This is a genomic window from Francisella persica ATCC VR-331 (assembly GCF_001653955.1).
GTDB lineage: Bacteria > Pseudomonadota > Gammaproteobacteria > Francisellales > Francisellaceae > Francisella > Francisella persica.
Genome location: NZ_CP013022.1, coordinates 251,144 through 267,530, shown reverse-complemented (window position 1 = coordinate 267,530; position 16,387 = coordinate 251,144). Strand labels below are relative to the sequence as shown.

The window sequence follows — 16,387 nt, the reverse complement described above, 5'->3', positions numbered from 1 at the left end:
ATAATTATGGATAAAAAAACTGCTCGTTTAAATCGTAGTAAGCGTACTAGAATTAAATTAAGAGAGCTTGGTCATACTAGACTTTGTGTTTATAGAACACCAAGACACGTTTATGCACAGGTGATTTCTGGTGATGGTTCTACTGTATTGGCTGCTGCATCTACTGTAGAGAAAGATATTAAAGCAAAATGTACATATACCGGTAATGTAGAATCTGCTGCAATTGTCGGTAAAATCATTGCTAATAGATCTAAAGAAAAAGGTATTTCACAGGTTGCTTTTGATAGATCTGGATATAAGTATCATGGACGTGTTAAAGCTTTAGCAGAAGCTGCTAGAGAGCATGGTCTTCAGTTTTAATAAATAAAATATGGATGATTATTCATTATGTCTAATGAAGTGAAAAAAAACGAAGAGCTGGTTGAAAAGTTAGTTAGTGTTAAAAGACACTCAAAAACAGTAAAAGGTGGTAGAATTATGAGCTTTGCTGCTTTAACTGTTGTGGGTGATGGTAAAGGTAGAATTGGTGTTGGTAGAGGTAAGTCAAGAGAAGTACCTGCTGCTATCCAAAAAGCTATGGAAAACGCTAAAAAGAACATGGTATCAGTAAACTTAAACAATGATACATTGTGGTATCCTGTGATGTCTAATCATGGCGCTTCTAGGGTATTCATGCAACCAGCATCTGCTGGTACTGGTATTATTGCTGGTGGTGCTATGCGTTCTGTTTTTGAAGCAGTTGGTGTACACAATGTTTTAGCAAAAACATATGGCTCAACTAATCCAGCTAATGTTGTCAGAGCAACTATTGTAGGTTTGACAAAAATTAAATCACCAGAAGAGATCGCTGAGAAAAGAGGTCTTTCTGTTGAAGAGATTCAGGGGTAATTAGAAATGACTCAAAAAACATTTAAAGTTACTTTAGTAAAAAGCCTAATTGGTCGTAAAGAAAACCAAGTAGCTTCAGCTAGAGGTTTGGGCCTAAGAAAAATCAATCACACAGTAGAAGTGCTAGATACTCCTGAGAATCGTGGTATGGCTAACAAAATATATTATATGGTTAAGATAGAGGGGTAGTATAATAATGAAATTAAATACACTTGCTCCTGCTGCTGGCTCAAAAAGCGCTCCAAAAAGGCTAGGTCGTGGTATCGGAAGTGGTTTAGGTAAAACTTCTGGTAAAGGTCATAAAGGTCAAAAAGCGCGCTCAGGTGGCTATCATAAAGTAGGTTTTGAAGGCGGACAAATGCCTATACAAAGAAGACTACCAAAATTTGGTTTTACTTCTGCATCTAAAAGATATGTTGCTGAGATCAGACTTCATGAATTAAATAATGTCGTTGCTGATGAGATTACATTAGATACTTTAAAAGATTTTGGTCTTATTAGAAAAGATATCAAGACAGTAAAAGTAATAGCTGGTGGAGAGATCAAAAAAGCGGCTAGCCTAAAAGGTATAGCTTGTACAAAAGGCGCTAAAGAAGCTATCGAGAAAGCTGGTGGTAAAGTAGAGTAAGATTAAAGATATGTCAAAGTGTAATAGTGTTTCTGGTACAACAGGTGAATTAAAATCTAGACTATTTTTTATAGTTATTGCTATCTTGGTATTTAGACTTGGAGTGTATATTCCTATACCAAATATAGATTCTACTAAGTTGGTGGAGATTATTTCAAATCAACACTCATCGTCTGGTGGTTTGATAAGTATGTTTAATATGTTCTCTGGTGGCGCTCTTACCCAAATGAGTATCTTTGCATTGGGTGTGATGCCTTATATTTCGGCATCTATCATTTTTCAGATGCTTTCCGCTATATATCCGAAATTTGTAGAGCTAAAAAAAGAAGGTGAGTCTGGTCAAAAGAAAATCACTCAATACACAAGATATTTAACTCTCACTTTAGCTATAGTACAATCATTTGGTATTGTTGCATTTGTATTACATCAAGATGGCTTAGTAACTACAAACAATATAGCGTTATTCTATTTGACGACTATTGTTTCTGTTACAACAGGTAGTATGTTTTTGATGTGGTTAGGTGAGCAAATTACTGAAAGAGGTGTTGGAAATGGTATTTCACTACTAATTTTCTCAGGTATTGTTGCTAACTTACCATTTGAAATTTCAAACACTCTATCTCAAGCAAGTCAGCATGTGATATCTTATTTGTCTGTATGGGTGCTTTTAATTTTATTACTATTAGTTATTGCATTTGTAGTATTTATGGAAAGTGCTCAAAGAAAAATTACAGTAAACTATGCTAAGAGACAGCAGGGTAGAAAAATGTTTGCTGCTCAGACTAGTCATTTACCATTAAAACTAAATATGGCAGGTGTAATTCCAGCGATTTTTGCATCATCAATATTGATGGTTCCTGGCGTGTTGTTTGGGTGGTTATCTAACTATAACTCACTTAGCTGGTTAGCAGATGTTGCGGAAATGCTGCAACCAGGCAGTATAGTTTATACAGTAGTTTTTGCTGCGACAATTATATTTTTCTGTTTCTTTTATACTTCATTAGTCTTTAATCCAAAAGAGACAGCAGATAATTTAAAGAAATCAGGCGCTTACATATCTGGTGTGAGACCTGGTGAGCAAACAGCTAAGTATATAGATGCAGTTATGACTAGATTAACTTTGGTTGGTTCACTGTATATTGCAGCTATATGTTTATTGCCAATTTTTGTAGTGAAGTTCTTTGCTCAAGGATTATCATTCACATTTGGTGGTACGTCTTTACTGATTGTGGTAGTTGTTATAATGGACTTTATGGCTCAAGTTAGATCGCATATGATGTCAACGCAATATGATTCTTTACTTAAAAAAGCAAATCTTAGTGGTAAGAAAAAATAGAGAAATAATTTTGGAGAAATTGTAATGAAAGTTAGAGCTTCAGTTAAAAAAATGTGTAGAAACTGTAAATTTATCAAGCGCAATAGAGTAGTTCGTGTGATATGCACAGAACCTAGACATAAGCAAAGACAAGGTTAGTCAGTCAAGCATAGTTTAAATAAAGCTTGATTATTTGTTTTTTAAAAGTTATCCTAGCAAGTTAGAAATTGCATTAGATAGCAACAAAATTAAGAATAATTATTAGGAGTGAAGTAGATGGCTCGTATAGCTGGTGTTAATATTCCTGTTCATAAGCATACAGTGATAGGATTAACTTCAATTTATGGAATAGGTAAAACAAGAGCACAACAAATTTGCCAGTCTTGCAATGTAAATCCAACTGTTAAAGTCAAAGATTTGACTGAAGAGCAAGTTGAATCTTTAAGAACAGAGGTTGCTAAATTTACGGTAGAAGGTGATTTACGCCGTGAAGTTTCTATGGACATAAAAAGACTTATGGACTTAGGATGCTTTAGAGGTAGAAGACATCGTCGTAGCCTTCCTGTAAGAGGACAAAGAACAAAGACTAATGCACGTACTCGTAAGGGTCCAAGAAAGCCAATTAAGGCGTAAATACAATTATAATTATAAGATTAAAGGGTAGATTATATGGCTAAGTCTATTAGATCATCAAAGAAAAAAGTAAAAAGAGTAGTTACTGATGCAGTTGCTCATATTTACTCATCTTTTAATAACACTATAGTAACTATTACAGATAGACAAGGTAATGCTTTATCTTGGGCAACTTCTGGTGGTAGTGGCTTTAGAGGTTCGAGGAAAAGTACACCTTTCGCTGCTCAGGTTGCAGCTGAGAGAGCTGCTGATATGGCTCTTGAGTATGGTGTAAAAAACGTAGATGTCTTAGTAAAAGGACCAGGTTCAGGTAGAGACTCTGCTGTTAGAGCTTTAAATGCTAAAAACTTAAAGGTAACAAGCATAACAGATGTGACTCCATTACCTCATAATGGTTGCCGTCCTCCTAAGAAACGTCGTGTTTAATATTTAAAAGGGAAATTAATAATGGCTAGATATCTAGGACCAAAATGTAAGCTTTCTAGAAGAGAAGGTACTGACTTATTTTTAAAAAGTGGTATAAAAGCTAACGATGAAAAATGTAGAATTAATACTGCGCCAGGTCAGCATGGAGCAAGAAGAGCGCGTATGTCTGACTATGGTTTACAGTTAAGAGAAAAACAAAAAGTGCGTCGTATGTATGGTGTTTTAGAAGGACAATTTAAAAAATACTATATCGAAGCTAGCAGAAGAAAAGGTAACACTGGTGCTACATTGTTAGAGCTGTTAGAGTCGAGATTAGACAATGTTGTTTACAGAATGGGCTTCGCGGCTACGCGCGCAGAAGCAAGACAGTTAGTAGTTCATAAAGGTATCATGGTAAATGGACATATTTGCAATGTTCCATCTGCTCAAGTAAAAGCTGGTGATGTAGTTGCAGTCAGAGAAAAAGCTAAAAAACAACTAAGAATTCAAAATGCTGTAGAACTTGCTAGACATAGAAAAGAGCTTTCTTGGATTGATGTTAATACTGATTCATTAGAAGGTACTATGACATCTTCACCAGATAGATCTGAGTTACCAGCAGACATAAATGAACAATTGATCATCGAGCTTTACTCTAAGTAGTAATTTTATTATTATTTTTTATTGACTCGTTTATAGCCTTATATCAAGGAGATTTTTTAGTGAGTAATAATAATTCAAAGCAGGAATTTGTACCTAATATACAGCTTAAAGAAGATTTAGGAGCTTTTGGTTATAAAGTTCAACTTTCTCCTGTAGAAAAAGGTATGGCTCATATCCTTGGTAACTCTATTAGAAGGGTTTTATTATCTTCACTATCAGGTGCATCTATAATTAAATTAAACATCGCTAATGTATTGCATGAGTACTCTACTTTAGAAGATGTCAAAGAAGATGTTGTTGAAATTGTTTCTAATTTGAAGAAAGTTGCGATAAAACTTGATAAAGGTATAGATAGACTAGATTTGGAACTATACGTAAATAAATCAGGCGTAGTTACCGCTGGAGACTTTAAGACAACTCAGGGTGTAGAAATAATAAATAAAGAGCAGCCAATAGCTACTTTGACAAACCCACGAGCATTTAGCTTAACTGCTACTGTAAGTGTAGGTAGAAATGTAGGAATACTATCTGCTATACCAACAGAACTTGAGAAAGTTGGTGATATAGCTGTAGATGCTGATTTTAATCCTATTAAGAGAGTTGCCTTTGAGGTTTTTGATAATGGTAATAGTGAAACTCTGGAAGTATTTGTAAAGACAAATGGTACTGTAGGGCCACTAGCAGCTGTTACGAAAGCTTTAGAGTATTTCTGTGAGCAAATATCAGTATTTGTATCTCTTAGAGTTCCTAGTAATGGTAAAACAGGTGATGTATTAATAGGTTCTAATATTGATCCTATTCTTCTTAAGCCAATTGATGATTTAGAGCTGACTGTTAGATCGTCTAACTGTCTACGTGCAGAGAACATCAAATATCTTGGTGATTTAGTACAGTATACAGAATCACAGCTTATGAAGATACCTAACTTAGGTAAGAAATCTCTTAATGAGATCAAACAAATTTTAATAGATAATAACTTATCTCTAGGTGTTCAAATCGACAATTTCAGAGATCTAGTTGAAGGAAAATAAACAATATAGTAATCATATAATATTAACTATAAAGGAGTAATTACTATGAGACATCGCAAGCAAGGTAGGAAGTTTGGTAGAACTAGTAGTCATAGAAAAGCTATGTTTAAGAATATGTCAGCTTCTTTGATTAATCATGAGGTTATCAAAACTACTTTACCAAAAGCTAAAGAATTAAGAACAATCATTGAGCCTTTAGTAACTTTAGCTAAGAGAGAGCATAAGTTAAGAAACGAACTAAACACTAGCTCAAATGAGTTCAAAGCTCAATCAGTTGCTTTAAGAAGACAGGCTTTTGATTTCTTAAGAAATAAAGCTGCGGTTACTAAACTTTTTGAAGAATTTGGTGCCCGTTACGCAGAAAGAGCTGGTGGTTATACTAGAATTCTTAAGTGTGGCTACAGATTCGGTGATAAAGCACCTATGGCTTATATCGAATTAGTAGATAGACAACAAGTTGAAGAAGCTGCCGACGAAGAGTAGTTCTTTTGTATTTTATTTAAGTTTCATTCCTTAAAAATAATTCTTTTGTTTTGATAAATTTTTCTAGTTTTTACATGTTTGTGTGTAAATATAAATGTAAAAAAATACTTGAAAAATTAGCTACAACTCTCATATAGTTACTTGTTTAGAGTTCTTTATAAATGTATAACAAGAGAGGGTTATATAAATGTCAGAAAAAAAATATACTTTTGAAACTGAGGTAGATAAATTACTTCATCTTGTAATTCATTCGCTATATTCAAATCGTGAAATCTTTCTAAGAGAGCTAGTATCTAATAGCTCAGATGCCATAGAGAAGCTTAGATATGAGAGTATTTATAATACAGAATTAAGTGAAGGTGATACTGATTATGCAATCAAAATTGATTTTGATAAGTCTGCTAAAACTATCACTGTTATCGATAATGGTATAGGTATGACTGAAGAGGAGGTTATCGAAAACCTTGGTACAATTGCAAAGTCAGGAACTAAGAAATTCTTAGAAAGCCTAACTGGTGATAAAAGCAAAGATAATGAGCTTATTGGTCAGTTTGGTGTTGGTTTTTATTCATCATTTATAGTTGCTGATAAGGTTACTGTTAAAACTAGAAAAGCTGGTCAAGATAAAGCGCAAGCTACTAAGTGGGTTTCTGATGCACAAAATGGCTTTACAGTAGAAACAATAACTAAAGAAAAACGTGGTACAGAGATAATCCTTCATATCAAAAAAGAGCATTTAGACTTGCTAGAACATCATGTACTTAAAGGTTTAGTTAATAAGTACTCAGATTGTATCAATACACTAATTCAGATGAAAAAGGTTGAGTATGATAAGAATGGCAAACAAACTATCAAAGATGAATATGAAACGGTAAATAATACTAAAGCCATTTGGATAAGATCAAAAGATGAAGTAACTGATGAAGAATATCAGGAGTTTTATAAGTATATTTCACATGATTTTGCTGATGCTCTAGTGTGGATACATAATAAAGTTGAAGGTAACCTTGAGTATAATAGCTTACTATATATTCCACAAAATAAACCTTTTGATTTCTGGAATAGAGATAAGGACTACGGTTTATCACTGTATGTACGCAGAGTATTTATTATGGAGAATAAGGAGCTATTACCTCCATACTTAAGATTTGTAAAAGGCGTAATAGATTCTGCTGACTTACCGCTAAATGTATCACGCGAGATACTACAGTATAATAAAGTTATCGATAAGATTAAAAAAGCGATAACTACTAAAATTCTAAGCGAACTCAAGAAGCTAGCTAGTAAAGATAAAGAAAAATACCAAAAGTTCTGGGATAATTTTGGTCAGGTTCTTAAAGAAGGCGTTTCAGATGACTACTCAAATAAAGAGAAGATTGCTGGTCTATTAAGATTTGCTACCACAGAAAGTGGTGACTCTAAGCAAACAGTATCATTAGCTGACTATATTTCACGCATGAAAGAAGGTCAAGATACTATTTATTATATCACTTCTGATAGCTATAAGGCTGCTGCGAATAATCCTCAACTTGAAGCATTTAAGAAGAAGGGTATCGAAGTAATCCTAATGTCTGATAGAATAGATGAGTGGATGATGTCTACTCTAACTGAGTTTGATGGTAAGCATATGAAGTCAATTATCAAGGGTGATATTGATATTGATAAATTTGAAACTCCAGAGAACAAAGAGAAATTTGAGAAAGAGTCAAAAGACTTTGAGAAGGTTCTAAAAGAGATTAAAGAAGTTCTTAAAGATAAGGTCGATGATGTACGCCTATCTAAGCGTCTAACAGATTCTCCAAGCTGCGTGGTTGTTAATGACTATGGCATGAGTCTACACATGCAGAAGATGATGGAAGAAGCTGGGCAGACATTTATGCCTGGTGTAGGTATGAAGCCTATATTAGAGCTTAACGCTGAGCATAATTTAGTGCAGAAGCTAAAAGATGAAGCTGATACAGAAATCTTTGTAGATATCTCTAACTTATTACTTCTTCAAGCAATGTTTGTTGAAGGTGCTAAGATAGAAGATCCAATGGCTTTTGTTAAGTTGATGAATAAGTATATCAAGTAAGTTTTTCTTTTATTGTTTCTTAATTCTATAAATTCTAAATAATTTTTATTAAAAAGTTGATATTAAAACTTATCAGTCCACAGAGCTTGTCAAAGTGAGCTTATGCTATAAACTTTAACGGTTTCTAATGCTTCAATTATCTTTGATTCCTCTTCAATTATCTTTGATTCCTCCAATCTTATAGGGACTCCTCTAGCGGAGGGGAATTTTTTTCAAAATAGTCATTCCAGACTTGATCCGGAACCTCTTGGATTGACATATTTTTTAGATGTTAGCTATATAAAGATTCTATACTTGACTTATTAATGTTGGTTAAGAACTCCCATCAACCTAAAGAGGTTGCTACCCCTTCAACAGTTTAAGGTGAGTTTGGTTATAGTTCTGATAGTTTCGATAGTATCAATCAACTTATTTTATCAATTACTGCAAACAAACTAGTTTAAATCTCTAGGATTGTAAAAATTGTTACAGTCTTTAGTATGTTAATAACCAAGTTCTACAACAACATATACTAACCATAAGATAGTAACTATTCTCTGAAACTTCTCATTAGTGAAATTTATTTATTGAGTTGTGTATTTAGATTATCAGTATTTGCTAGCAAATGAGTATAAAAACATCATTACTTGAATATTTTTTAAAATACTATTTAAAAATGTTTTGCTTTATAGTTGTCCTATTTGTTTTGATAGAGGTTGGACTCTAAGTTATGGTAGTCTAGTTATAATGATATAAAGGTGATCTTTTATTTTATCATTTAGTAAAAGTTAATTAATAATACTGTATTTTAAATGGCAACATTTTTCTAAAAATGTTATAATTATCTTCCATGATTTTTTTATATTTTCATGTATCCAAATGAATTCTAACACTAAAATTATTTTTGTCACAGGTGGGGTGGTATCCTCGCTTGGTAAGGGTGTAACATCGGCATCTTTGGCTACTCTCTTAGAAAGTCGTGGTCTTAATGTAACAATGATGAAGCTTGATCCATATATCAATGTTGATCCTGGCACTATGAGTCCTTTGCAACATGGTGAAGTTTTTGTAACCGAAGATGGTGCAGAGACTGATCTTGATTTAGGTCATTATGAGCGTTTTATTCGCAATAAGATGACTCAAGCAAATAATTTCACAACAGGTAAGGTCTACCAAAGTGTTTTAAAAAGAGAGCGTAAGGGTGATTATCTAGGAGCTACTGTTCAAGTAATTCCACATATCACTGATGAAATCAAGAGACGTATTTGTAGTGGGATTGCAGATAATGTCGATGTTGCTATTGTTGAGATTGGCGGAACGGTCGGTGATATCGAGTCACAGCCATTTTTAGAGGCGATTAGACAGCTAAGAATAGAGTTAGGTAAAAGTAGAACGCTATTTGTGCATTTAACTCTTTTACCTTATATAAAAGTTGCTGGTGAGCTCAAAACAAAACCAACACAGCATTCTGTTAAGGAGTTAAGAGGTATTGGAATTCAGGCTGATGTACTAGTTTGTCGATGTGAGAAGAAGTTTGATGATAGTGAAAGGCGTAAAATTGCACTGTTTACCAATGTTGATCAGGACTGTATATTTATAGCAGAAGATGTTGATACTATTTATGAAGTTCCGCTTAAGTATAATCAACAGGGTTTTGATGCAAAGCTTGTTGAGCTTTTAAACTTACATACTAAAGAAGTTGATTTATCTGAATGGCAAAGTGTTGTAAATACTATTAGAAATGTCAAAGGTGAAGTCACTATTGCGATGGTTGGTAAGTATGTTTCATTAACAGAGGCATATAAATCACTAAATGAAGCGCTCTATAATGCTGGCTATAAAAAAGGTGTCAAAGTAAAAATAAAATTTGTTGATTCTGAAGATGTTATTGAGAGTAATGTTGAATCGTACTTCAAAGATGTTGCTGCTATTTTAGTGCCAGGTGGCTTTGGTAGTAGAGGTGTTGAAGGTAAGATAACTTCAATAAAATATGCTAGAGAAAATCAGGTTCCTTTTTTGGGAATATGTTTAGGAATGCAGTTGGCTGTTATAGAATATGCTAGAAATATTTTAGGCATAAAGGATGCTCACTCTAGTGAACTAGAGCCAACGACAGCAAATCCAGTAATTGGATTAATAACAGAATGGCAAGAAGAAGACGGTACAGTTCATCAAAGAACACATAATTCAGATTTAGGTGGAACAATGCGTCTAGGCAGCTATAAATGTGTCTTAAAGCAAGGTTCGCGTGCTAGAGAAATATATCAAGCTGATGAAGTGATCGAAAGACATCGTCACCGCTACGAGGTAAATAGTAACTATGTTGAGCGTCTTGAAGAAGCAGGTTTGATTTTCTCAGGAAGATCTGAAGATAATAAATTAATGGAGCTTATCGAAATTCCTCAGCATAAGTGGTTTATAGCATGTCAAGCACATCCGGAGTTTACTTCTACACCAAGATATGGACATAAATTATTTGAATCCTATATTCAGGCAGCTACCGAAAATTCTAATAATTAATTACTAGTTTTGATATTTCTATGAATAAAAGTGTTATAATTTGACTTAATTAAATATTGGAGAATAATTTAAAATGACTAAACAAAGAACTTTATCTATAATTAAGCCAGATGCTGTAGAGAAAAATGTAATTGGTGAGATCTATAGCCGTTTTGAGAAAGCAGGATTAAAGATTATTGCAGCTAAAATGAAACATTTGTCAAAAGCAGAAGCTGAAGGCTTTTATGCTGTACATAAAGATAGGCCTTTTTTTAGTGCACTTGTTGAGTTTATGATTTCTGGTCCTGTGATGATACAGGTTTTAGAAGGTGAAAATGCTATTGCAAAAAACCGTGAATTAATGGGGGCAACAAACCCTAAAGAAGCTAAAGCAGGCACTATTAGGTCTGATTTTGCTGATAGTATTGATGCAAATGCTGTCCATGGCTCAGATGCAGAAGATACAGCAGCACAAGAGATAAGATATTTCTTTAGTTATACTGAGATTTTTGGCTAAGATATATCTAGTCTAATAATATTTAGGAGGATATTGAGAATGAGTTGGTTAACTAGAGTAATTGGTAGGAGTCTTGGTTTAGAAGCACAGAAAAAAGATATGCCATCTGGGATTTGGAGTCAGTGCCCTAACTGTGGTGTAACTCTGTATTCAGAAGAGCTACATAACAATAAGTCAGTATGTCCAAGCTGTAATTATCACTATAGAATATCTGCTAGACATAGACTCAACCTATTTTTTGATAGAGATAGTACAAAAGAACATTTTGCAAATGTTTCACCTGTCGATATGCTTAAGTTCAAAGATACAAAAACTTATAAGGATAGGTTAGCTCAGGCGCAGAAGAAAACTGAAGAACAAGATGCTTTAGTAGTAATGGAAGGCACAGTGAAAGGTTTTCCTGTAGTTTCTGTGGCGTTTAACTTTATGTTCTTAGGTGGTTCTATGGGTTCAGTAGTGGGTGAGAAGTTTGTTAGAGGTGTCAAGCTTGCTATTGAGAAAAAAGTACCATTTATCTGTTTCACAGCAAGTGGTGGTGCTAGAATGCAGGAATCATTGTTTTCGCTAATGCAGATGGCAAAGACGAGCGCAGCTTTACAAAAATTAGCAGAAGCTAAACTACCATACTTGGTGGTTTTGACAGATCCAACGACTGGTGGTGTGTCGGCTTCACTTGCAATGCTTGGTGATATCCATATTGCAGAGCCAAAAGCTTTGATTGGATTTGCTGGTCCACGTGTAATTGAGCAAACTGTAAGAGAAAAACTACCTGAAGGTTTCCAGAGAAGTGAGTTTTTGGTAGAGAAAGGTATGGTTGATATGATTGTTGATCGTAGAAACTTAAGAAGCGAAGTTGCTAAACTAATAGATAAGCTAGTGCCTAACCTTAAAAAAATAAACTACTCTCAACCTTTAGAATATAAGTCCGAACAACAAGTTTAATTCATAATCAAAAAAATGAGCGTCGAAATTAAAATAGCTAAATTAATGGCTAAGCCTGATGCTCGCTATTGCGATCTTCTTGATTTATCACTAATTCTTGATAGCTTTAATTTTGCTAAGAAGTTTAAAGTTATAACTATAGCTGGTACTAACGGTAAAGGTACGACAGTAGCTATGCTAGAAGAGCTTCTTGTAACAAATAATAAGAATGTTTTAAGTCACACTTCACCACATGTTTTAAAATTTAATGAAAGAATATCATTAAACAAGCAACCAATATGTGATAGTGTTCTTTTAGAGATACTAGAGAGATTAGAAGAATTAACACCTAAATATCGCCTTTCATATTATCAGATTGCTTTTTTATGCCTTTGTATCTACTCGCAGAGATTAGAGCTTGATTATCTTATTTTAGAAGTTGGTATTGGTGGTAGATTAGATGCAGCAAATATAATTGATGCTGATATAACAGCTATTACAAATATTGATTTTGATCATTGTGAGATATTGGGCGATACTCTTGATAATATAGGTTTTGAGAAGGCTAGAATATCAAGGTCACAAGTTCCGCTTTTTCTAGGTTCACAAATGCCACAAAGTGTTTATGAGTATGTACAAACAGTAGGCGCAATAATTTATCAAAATAGCTATGAGTATAGCTCAAAACAGTGTTTTGCTCATAGTTATAATATTGCCATGGGGATAGCAGAATATCTTTTTTATAGAATGCAGATAGCATATATTCCAAATCTTGAGGGTATAAGAGCAAGAGCAAGATTCGCAATACTAAAGCATGATTCGTTAAATAACAGTTATGTTGTTGTTGATGTTGCCCATAATCCCGCTTCTGTTAGTCATTTGTTCGAACTTTTAAAGAGTAAGTTTGCAGATAGAAATATTCGTTATGAGGCAATATTTGGTATTTTAGCAAGTAAAGATATACGCGAAGTGCTTAATATAGCTAAAGAGCATATCTATAAGTGGGATGTGATAGACCTTAAATATTTAGATCAAAGAGCAGCTGACCTTGAAAAGATAAAACAAGAATTTAAATTACAACAGATAATTCGTGTAGATTATAACAAAGATTTAAACAGTGTTTATCTATCAAAAAAAGATACAGCCACGGTAGTATTTGGATCTTTTGTATTAGCAGGAGAGTTTATAAGACATTATGAAAAGTATACTAGTAAATGGGGAAGATCAAATGTATCAATTTGCCAAAGAGTATGCTAAACAGCTACAGCCTGGCCAAATTATTTATTTGTACGGTGATTTAGGTGCAGGTAAAACTACATTTGTCAAAGGTATACTCAAGGCGCTTGGCTATGGTGGAAACGTTAAAAGTCCTACTTATACCCTAGTTGAGAGTTATAAGTTCGACAAATTTTATATTTATCATTTTGACTTATATAGGTTAGCTGATCCAGGAGAGTTAGAATTGATAGGTGTGTGTGATTATTTTAATCAAAATGGTATCTGTTTTATCGAATGGCCTGACAAAGGTAAAGGTTTTTTACCACTAAATACGACTAAGATACATATAAAATATTTATCTCAAGGTAGTAGGCTAGTCGATTTTTACTAAAAATCCCTGTAAATATTATGTAAAAGTGTATTATACTTTTTAAAATGTGACACTTGATGTTTTTGTATTGCAGGAGAAATAGATGAAAGCTAGATTTATAATTGCTTTTTTATTAATATTTTTTTTTAGTTCATCATATGCAACTTTAGAGCAATGTTATAAAGATGGTGTAAATCAAGATTATGAAAAAGTTTTGGAGTCTTGTAAACCATATTTGAAAACTGACGCACGTGCAACAGGTCTTCTAGCAGAAGCAAATGTTCAGCTTGATTCAAGTGATAAAGTAGCTCTAGAAGATGCACTATGGGCAGTAAATTTTTATCAAAAAAATGGTACTCCAAAAGATCCAGAAGGTGCTAGATCATACTCATATTTAGTGTATTTAATTGGTGAGTTATATTTCTTTGGTGCAGATGATGTTAATGTAGATCAGAAAAAAGGTATGAGGTATATCATAAAATCAGCTAATTTGGGATATGACATTGCGCAAAATCAGCTAGGTAACCTTTATATCAGAGCAGGTAATGTTCCAGGACCAAATTTTGCTAAAGCTTATAAGTGGTATAAGTTGGCTCTTGCCAATGGTAGTCTAGATGCACGTAGTGCTTTTCTAATACATAATGAAAGAGTCTTTATAGAAAACTATCCATACTGTATATCGATTGGTAGAGCGTTAATTGGTGATACGTATTTAAGTGGTTTGGCAGGTTTACCAAAGAGTTCCAATTTTGCGATAGAATGGTATCAAAAAGCATATGAGCTAGACCATATCTCTCCTGTAGAAACTGGTCTAGCAAAAGCATATATGGCAAAAGGTAATAATAAACTTGCTTATAAGTATGCTCGCGAGGCAATAAAACAGCCATATGCTCCGGCATTCGTCGTAATCGCAGACTTGACAGATAATAAAATAAATAAATATGCTTATTTAGCAGAAGCTGTTGAGCTATATAAAAATCCAGCACTTAAATTCTGGAGCCAGTTTAATGAGTACTGTATGCCAGATATTTCTGATAATGGTCTTAAACAAGCACAACAGAAATTATCTAAAATTAAATTATCAAAGCAAGAGTTAGAGCTAGCTACTAAAGAGCAACAAAATTTGAGAAGTAGTTGGAAGAGTGAGACAGATTATAAATAGAGCTTATCTATTTTAATAAAAAATGAAAAAATTCTTCTATAATAGTTTAATCGTTTTAATTTTTCTATTTTTATCAAAACTACTTGGCTTTGTTAGAGATTTACTATTAGCAAGCTTTTTTGGTAGTGGTATAGCGTTACAGGCATTTTTAGTAGCTTTTAGATTCCCTGAGTTTATGCGTAAAGTAACATCATCTGGAACACTAACACAAATTATTAATCCATTTCTAAATAGAAAGATTAATCAGAGAAACAAAAACTTTATTATAACGATTTTACATTTTATAGCATTGTTTTTGCTTGTTGTTACACTATTAGCAATAGTATTTAGTAATATCTGGGTTGGTATCTATGCATATGGTCTAGTTGATGATGAGAGTGTTTTGACGTTAATAAAAAGTATGTTTGTAATAATGATACCATACCTACTTTTTAACGGTGTGATGGGTGTAATATCAGCAATTTTAAATAGCTACAGTAGGTATCTTGTATCATCATTATTGCCAATAGTTCTGAATGTGGTGATGATTTTAGGAATAGTTATATCACCAAAATGTAGTATACCTATATATAGTGTTGCTTATGCTGTTTTGTTAGCAGGTATTATTCAAGTGACTATTGGTGGATATAGCCTTATAAAATTAATAGGTAAAATTAATCTTAGTAGTAATATCTGTTTAGTTAAAGATAATCGCGCAAAGATTTTTTTGCGTAAACTACCTTCGGCTTTTCTTGGTACTGTAATACTACAGGTTAATGGGCTTGTTGAGACATTTTTTGCATCATTTTTATTCTCGGGAAGTCTAGCTTGGTTATATTATGCTGATAGAGTCAATCAGTTTTTGTATGGTGTCTTTGGTACGGCAATAGCTACGGTAATGATTCCATATTTAATCGATTGCAAAAGGTATAAACAGAAGTTTTTTAAGACTTTGGCATGGATTATAAGATTTACACTGTTAGTGACAATCCCAGCTATAGTTGGTTTATTTGTACTAGCAAAGCCTATAGTTATTTCATTATTTTATTACGGTGAATTTAGTTTAAATGATGTTGATTTTACTTATTTAGCAATGCTTGGATATTTACTATCATTATTTTGTTTTGTAGTGGTTAGAGTTATTGTCTCAGCACTTTATGCACAAAATAAGACAACAATAGTTTTCTACATAAGTTTAATATGTTTGATAACGACAATATGCTTAGATATATTTATTGTGCATTTTTTTAGTGGTGATAAATATGCTTTTATCTATTTGGCATCAGCTAGTTCATCTATGGCGTTACTAAATTTATTTATCCAACTCTGGGTACTTTGCGATTTTAACTTTAAACTATTTATTGTAACTTATTTACCTTTTATGACAATTATTAAAATTATAGTTGCCAGTGCATCTATGGTTTTGGTATTAAAATTATTTAATCTAAGTGATAGTTATTGGATTACATTATCAATGTTTGGTAGACTCAAGAGTATAGCTTTGATAGTGTTTATAGGAATATGTGTTTACTTAGTAACTATGCTGCTATTAGGAGGGATGAAATCTTTAAAAACACTAGATCAATAATTTATTAACTAGTTTATAATCATTAGTGAAAAAC

19 protein-coding genes are annotated in these 16,387 nt (G+C 33.2%); all 19 read left to right on the top strand.

From position 1 onward, the window contains the following. The first annotated feature begins 6 nt into the window (after nucleotides 1-6). Nucleotides 7-360, top strand: a complete 354-nt coding sequence (gene rplR, locus FSC845_RS01370) for a 50S ribosomal protein L18 (protein ID WP_064461446.1) — start codon at nucleotides 7-9, stop codon at nucleotides 358-360. 27 nt (nucleotides 361-387) lie between these two features. Further along, nucleotides 388-888, top strand: a complete 501-nt coding sequence (rpsE, locus tag FSC845_RS01365) for a 30S ribosomal protein S5 (protein WP_064461445.1) — start codon at nucleotides 388-390, stop codon at nucleotides 886-888. Between the two features lie 6 nt (nucleotides 889-894). Then, the gene (gene rpmD, locus FSC845_RS01360; protein WP_064461444.1) at nucleotides 895-1,077 is read left to right on the top strand and encodes a 50S ribosomal protein L30; all 183 of its coding nucleotides are present in this window, start codon (nucleotides 895-897) and stop codon (nucleotides 1,075-1,077) included. 7 nt (nucleotides 1,078-1,084) lie between these two features. Then, nucleotides 1,085-1,516, top strand: a complete 432-nt coding sequence (rplO, locus tag FSC845_RS01355; protein WP_064461443.1) for a 50S ribosomal protein L15 — start codon at nucleotides 1,085-1,087, stop codon at nucleotides 1,514-1,516. Nucleotides 1,517-1,526: 10 nt separating this feature from the next. Continuing rightward, nucleotides 1,527-2,852: a preprotein translocase subunit SecY gene (gene secY / locus FSC845_RS01350; protein WP_064461442.1), complete on the top strand. Its 1,326-nt coding sequence runs from the start codon at nucleotides 1,527-1,529 to the stop codon at nucleotides 2,850-2,852. Nucleotides 2,853-2,876: 24 nt separating this feature from the next. Continuing rightward, complete coding sequence (gene rpmJ, locus FSC845_RS01345; RefSeq protein WP_064461441.1) at nucleotides 2,877-2,990, top strand: 50S ribosomal protein L36; 114 nt, start codon at nucleotides 2,877-2,879, stop codon at nucleotides 2,988-2,990. A gap of 117 nt (nucleotides 2,991-3,107) precedes the next feature. Continuing rightward, nucleotides 3,108-3,464: a 30S ribosomal protein S13 gene (rpsM, locus tag FSC845_RS01340; RefSeq protein WP_064461440.1), complete on the top strand. Its 357-nt coding sequence runs from the start codon at nucleotides 3,108-3,110 to the stop codon at nucleotides 3,462-3,464. Between the two features lie 36 nt (nucleotides 3,465-3,500). Continuing rightward, the gene (rpsK, locus tag FSC845_RS01335) at nucleotides 3,501-3,890 is read left to right on the top strand and encodes a 30S ribosomal protein S11 (protein WP_064461439.1); all 390 of its coding nucleotides are present in this window, start codon (nucleotides 3,501-3,503) and stop codon (nucleotides 3,888-3,890) included. Nucleotides 3,891-3,911: 21 nt separating this feature from the next. Continuing rightward, on the top strand, nucleotides 3,912-4,532 hold the full coding sequence (gene rpsD / locus FSC845_RS01330) for a 30S ribosomal protein S4 (protein WP_064461438.1): 621 nt from the start codon (nucleotides 3,912-3,914) through the stop codon (nucleotides 4,530-4,532). 59 nt (nucleotides 4,533-4,591) lie between these two features. Beyond that, the gene (locus FSC845_RS01325; RefSeq protein WP_064461437.1) at nucleotides 4,592-5,563 is read left to right on the top strand and encodes a DNA-directed RNA polymerase subunit alpha; all 972 of its coding nucleotides are present in this window, start codon (nucleotides 4,592-4,594) and stop codon (nucleotides 5,561-5,563) included. Nucleotides 5,564-5,608: 45 nt separating this feature from the next. Then, nucleotides 5,609-6,046, top strand: coding sequence for a 50S ribosomal protein L17 (rplQ, locus tag FSC845_RS01320; protein ID WP_064461436.1), 438 nt, complete (start codon nucleotides 5,609-5,611; stop codon nucleotides 6,044-6,046). Between the two features lie 187 nt (nucleotides 6,047-6,233). Then, on the top strand, nucleotides 6,234-8,120 hold the full coding sequence (gene htpG / locus FSC845_RS01315) for a molecular chaperone HtpG (RefSeq protein ID WP_064461435.1): 1,887 nt from the start codon (nucleotides 6,234-6,236) through the stop codon (nucleotides 8,118-8,120). 858 nt (nucleotides 8,121-8,978) lie between these two features. Continuing rightward, on the top strand, nucleotides 8,979-10,619 hold the full coding sequence (locus FSC845_RS01310) for a CTP synthase (RefSeq protein ID WP_064461434.1): 1,641 nt from the start codon (nucleotides 8,979-8,981) through the stop codon (nucleotides 10,617-10,619). Between the two features lie 73 nt (nucleotides 10,620-10,692). Further along, nucleotides 10,693-11,115, top strand: coding sequence for a nucleoside-diphosphate kinase (gene ndk / locus FSC845_RS01305; RefSeq protein WP_064461433.1), 423 nt, complete (start codon nucleotides 10,693-10,695; stop codon nucleotides 11,113-11,115). Between the two features lie 39 nt (nucleotides 11,116-11,154). Further along, the gene (gene accD / locus FSC845_RS01300) at nucleotides 11,155-12,057 is read left to right on the top strand and encodes an acetyl-CoA carboxylase, carboxyltransferase subunit beta (RefSeq protein ID WP_064461432.1); all 903 of its coding nucleotides are present in this window, start codon (nucleotides 11,155-11,157) and stop codon (nucleotides 12,055-12,057) included. Between the two features lie 15 nt (nucleotides 12,058-12,072). Continuing rightward, entirely contained in the window at nucleotides 12,073-13,293 is a 1,221-nt protein-coding gene (locus tag FSC845_RS01295; RefSeq protein ID WP_064461431.1) for a bifunctional folylpolyglutamate synthase/dihydrofolate synthase, read from the top strand. Next, complete coding sequence (tsaE, locus tag FSC845_RS01290; RefSeq protein ID WP_064461430.1) at nucleotides 13,232-13,645, top strand: tRNA (adenosine(37)-N6)-threonylcarbamoyltransferase complex ATPase subunit type 1 TsaE; 414 nt, start codon at nucleotides 13,232-13,234, stop codon at nucleotides 13,643-13,645. The genes FSC845_RS01295 and tsaE overlap by 62 nt, the downstream gene beginning before the upstream one ends. 82 nt (nucleotides 13,646-13,727) lie before the next feature. Then, a complete protein-coding gene (locus tag FSC845_RS01285) occupies nucleotides 13,728-14,786 on the top strand; it encodes a tetratricopeptide repeat protein (protein ID WP_064461429.1) in 1,059 nt (352 codons plus the stop codon). A gap of 22 nt (nucleotides 14,787-14,808) precedes the next feature. Then, nucleotides 14,809-16,353 (top strand): murein biosynthesis integral membrane protein MurJ, encoded by a 1,545-nt coding sequence (gene murJ / locus FSC845_RS01280; protein ID WP_064461428.1) that lies wholly within the window; start codon nucleotides 14,809-14,811, stop codon nucleotides 16,351-16,353. The last annotated feature ends 34 nt before the right edge of the window (nucleotides 16,354-16,387 follow it).

What these genes read in the sequence shown, in the direction of transcription:
- rplR (WP_064461446.1), top strand. Translation starts at nt 7, where the DNA reads ATGGATAAAAAAACTGCTCGTTTAAATCGTAGTAAGCGTACTAGAATT.
- rpsE (WP_064461445.1), top strand. Translation starts at nt 388, where the DNA reads ATGTCTAATGAAGTGAAAAAAAACGAAGAGCTGGTTGAAAAGTTAGTT.
- rpmD (WP_064461444.1), top strand. Translation starts at nt 895, where the DNA reads ATGACTCAAAAAACATTTAAAGTTACTTTAGTAAAAAGCCTAATTGGT.
- rplO (WP_064461443.1), top strand. Translation starts at nt 1,085, where the DNA reads ATGAAATTAAATACACTTGCTCCTGCTGCTGGCTCAAAAAGCGCTCCA.
- secY (WP_064461442.1), top strand. Translation starts at nt 1,527, where the DNA reads ATGTCAAAGTGTAATAGTGTTTCTGGTACAACAGGTGAATTAAAATCT.
- rpmJ (WP_064461441.1), top strand. Translation starts at nt 2,877, where the DNA reads ATGAAAGTTAGAGCTTCAGTTAAAAAAATGTGTAGAAACTGTAAATTT.
- rpsM (WP_064461440.1), top strand. Translation starts at nt 3,108, where the DNA reads ATGGCTCGTATAGCTGGTGTTAATATTCCTGTTCATAAGCATACAGTG.
- rpsK (WP_064461439.1), top strand. Translation starts at nt 3,501, where the DNA reads ATGGCTAAGTCTATTAGATCATCAAAGAAAAAAGTAAAAAGAGTAGTT.
- rpsD (WP_064461438.1), top strand. Translation starts at nt 3,912, where the DNA reads ATGGCTAGATATCTAGGACCAAAATGTAAGCTTTCTAGAAGAGAAGGT.
- rplQ (WP_064461436.1), top strand. Translation starts at nt 5,609, where the DNA reads ATGAGACATCGCAAGCAAGGTAGGAAGTTTGGTAGAACTAGTAGTCAT.
- htpG (WP_064461435.1), top strand. Translation starts at nt 6,234, where the DNA reads ATGTCAGAAAAAAAATATACTTTTGAAACTGAGGTAGATAAATTACTT.
- FSC845_RS01310 (WP_064461434.1), top strand. Translation starts at nt 8,979, where the DNA reads ATGAATTCTAACACTAAAATTATTTTTGTCACAGGTGGGGTGGTATCC.
- ndk (WP_064461433.1), top strand. Translation starts at nt 10,693, where the DNA reads ATGACTAAACAAAGAACTTTATCTATAATTAAGCCAGATGCTGTAGAG.
- accD (WP_064461432.1), top strand. Translation starts at nt 11,155, where the DNA reads ATGAGTTGGTTAACTAGAGTAATTGGTAGGAGTCTTGGTTTAGAAGCA.
- FSC845_RS01295 (WP_064461431.1), top strand. Translation starts at nt 12,073, where the DNA reads ATGAGCGTCGAAATTAAAATAGCTAAATTAATGGCTAAGCCTGATGCT.
- tsaE (WP_064461430.1), top strand. Translation starts at nt 13,232, where the DNA reads ATGAAAAGTATACTAGTAAATGGGGAAGATCAAATGTATCAATTTGCC.
- FSC845_RS01285 (WP_064461429.1), top strand. Translation starts at nt 13,728, where the DNA reads ATGAAAGCTAGATTTATAATTGCTTTTTTATTAATATTTTTTTTTAGT.
- murJ (WP_064461428.1), top strand. Translation starts at nt 14,809, where the DNA reads ATGAAAAAATTCTTCTATAATAGTTTAATCGTTTTAATTTTTCTATTT.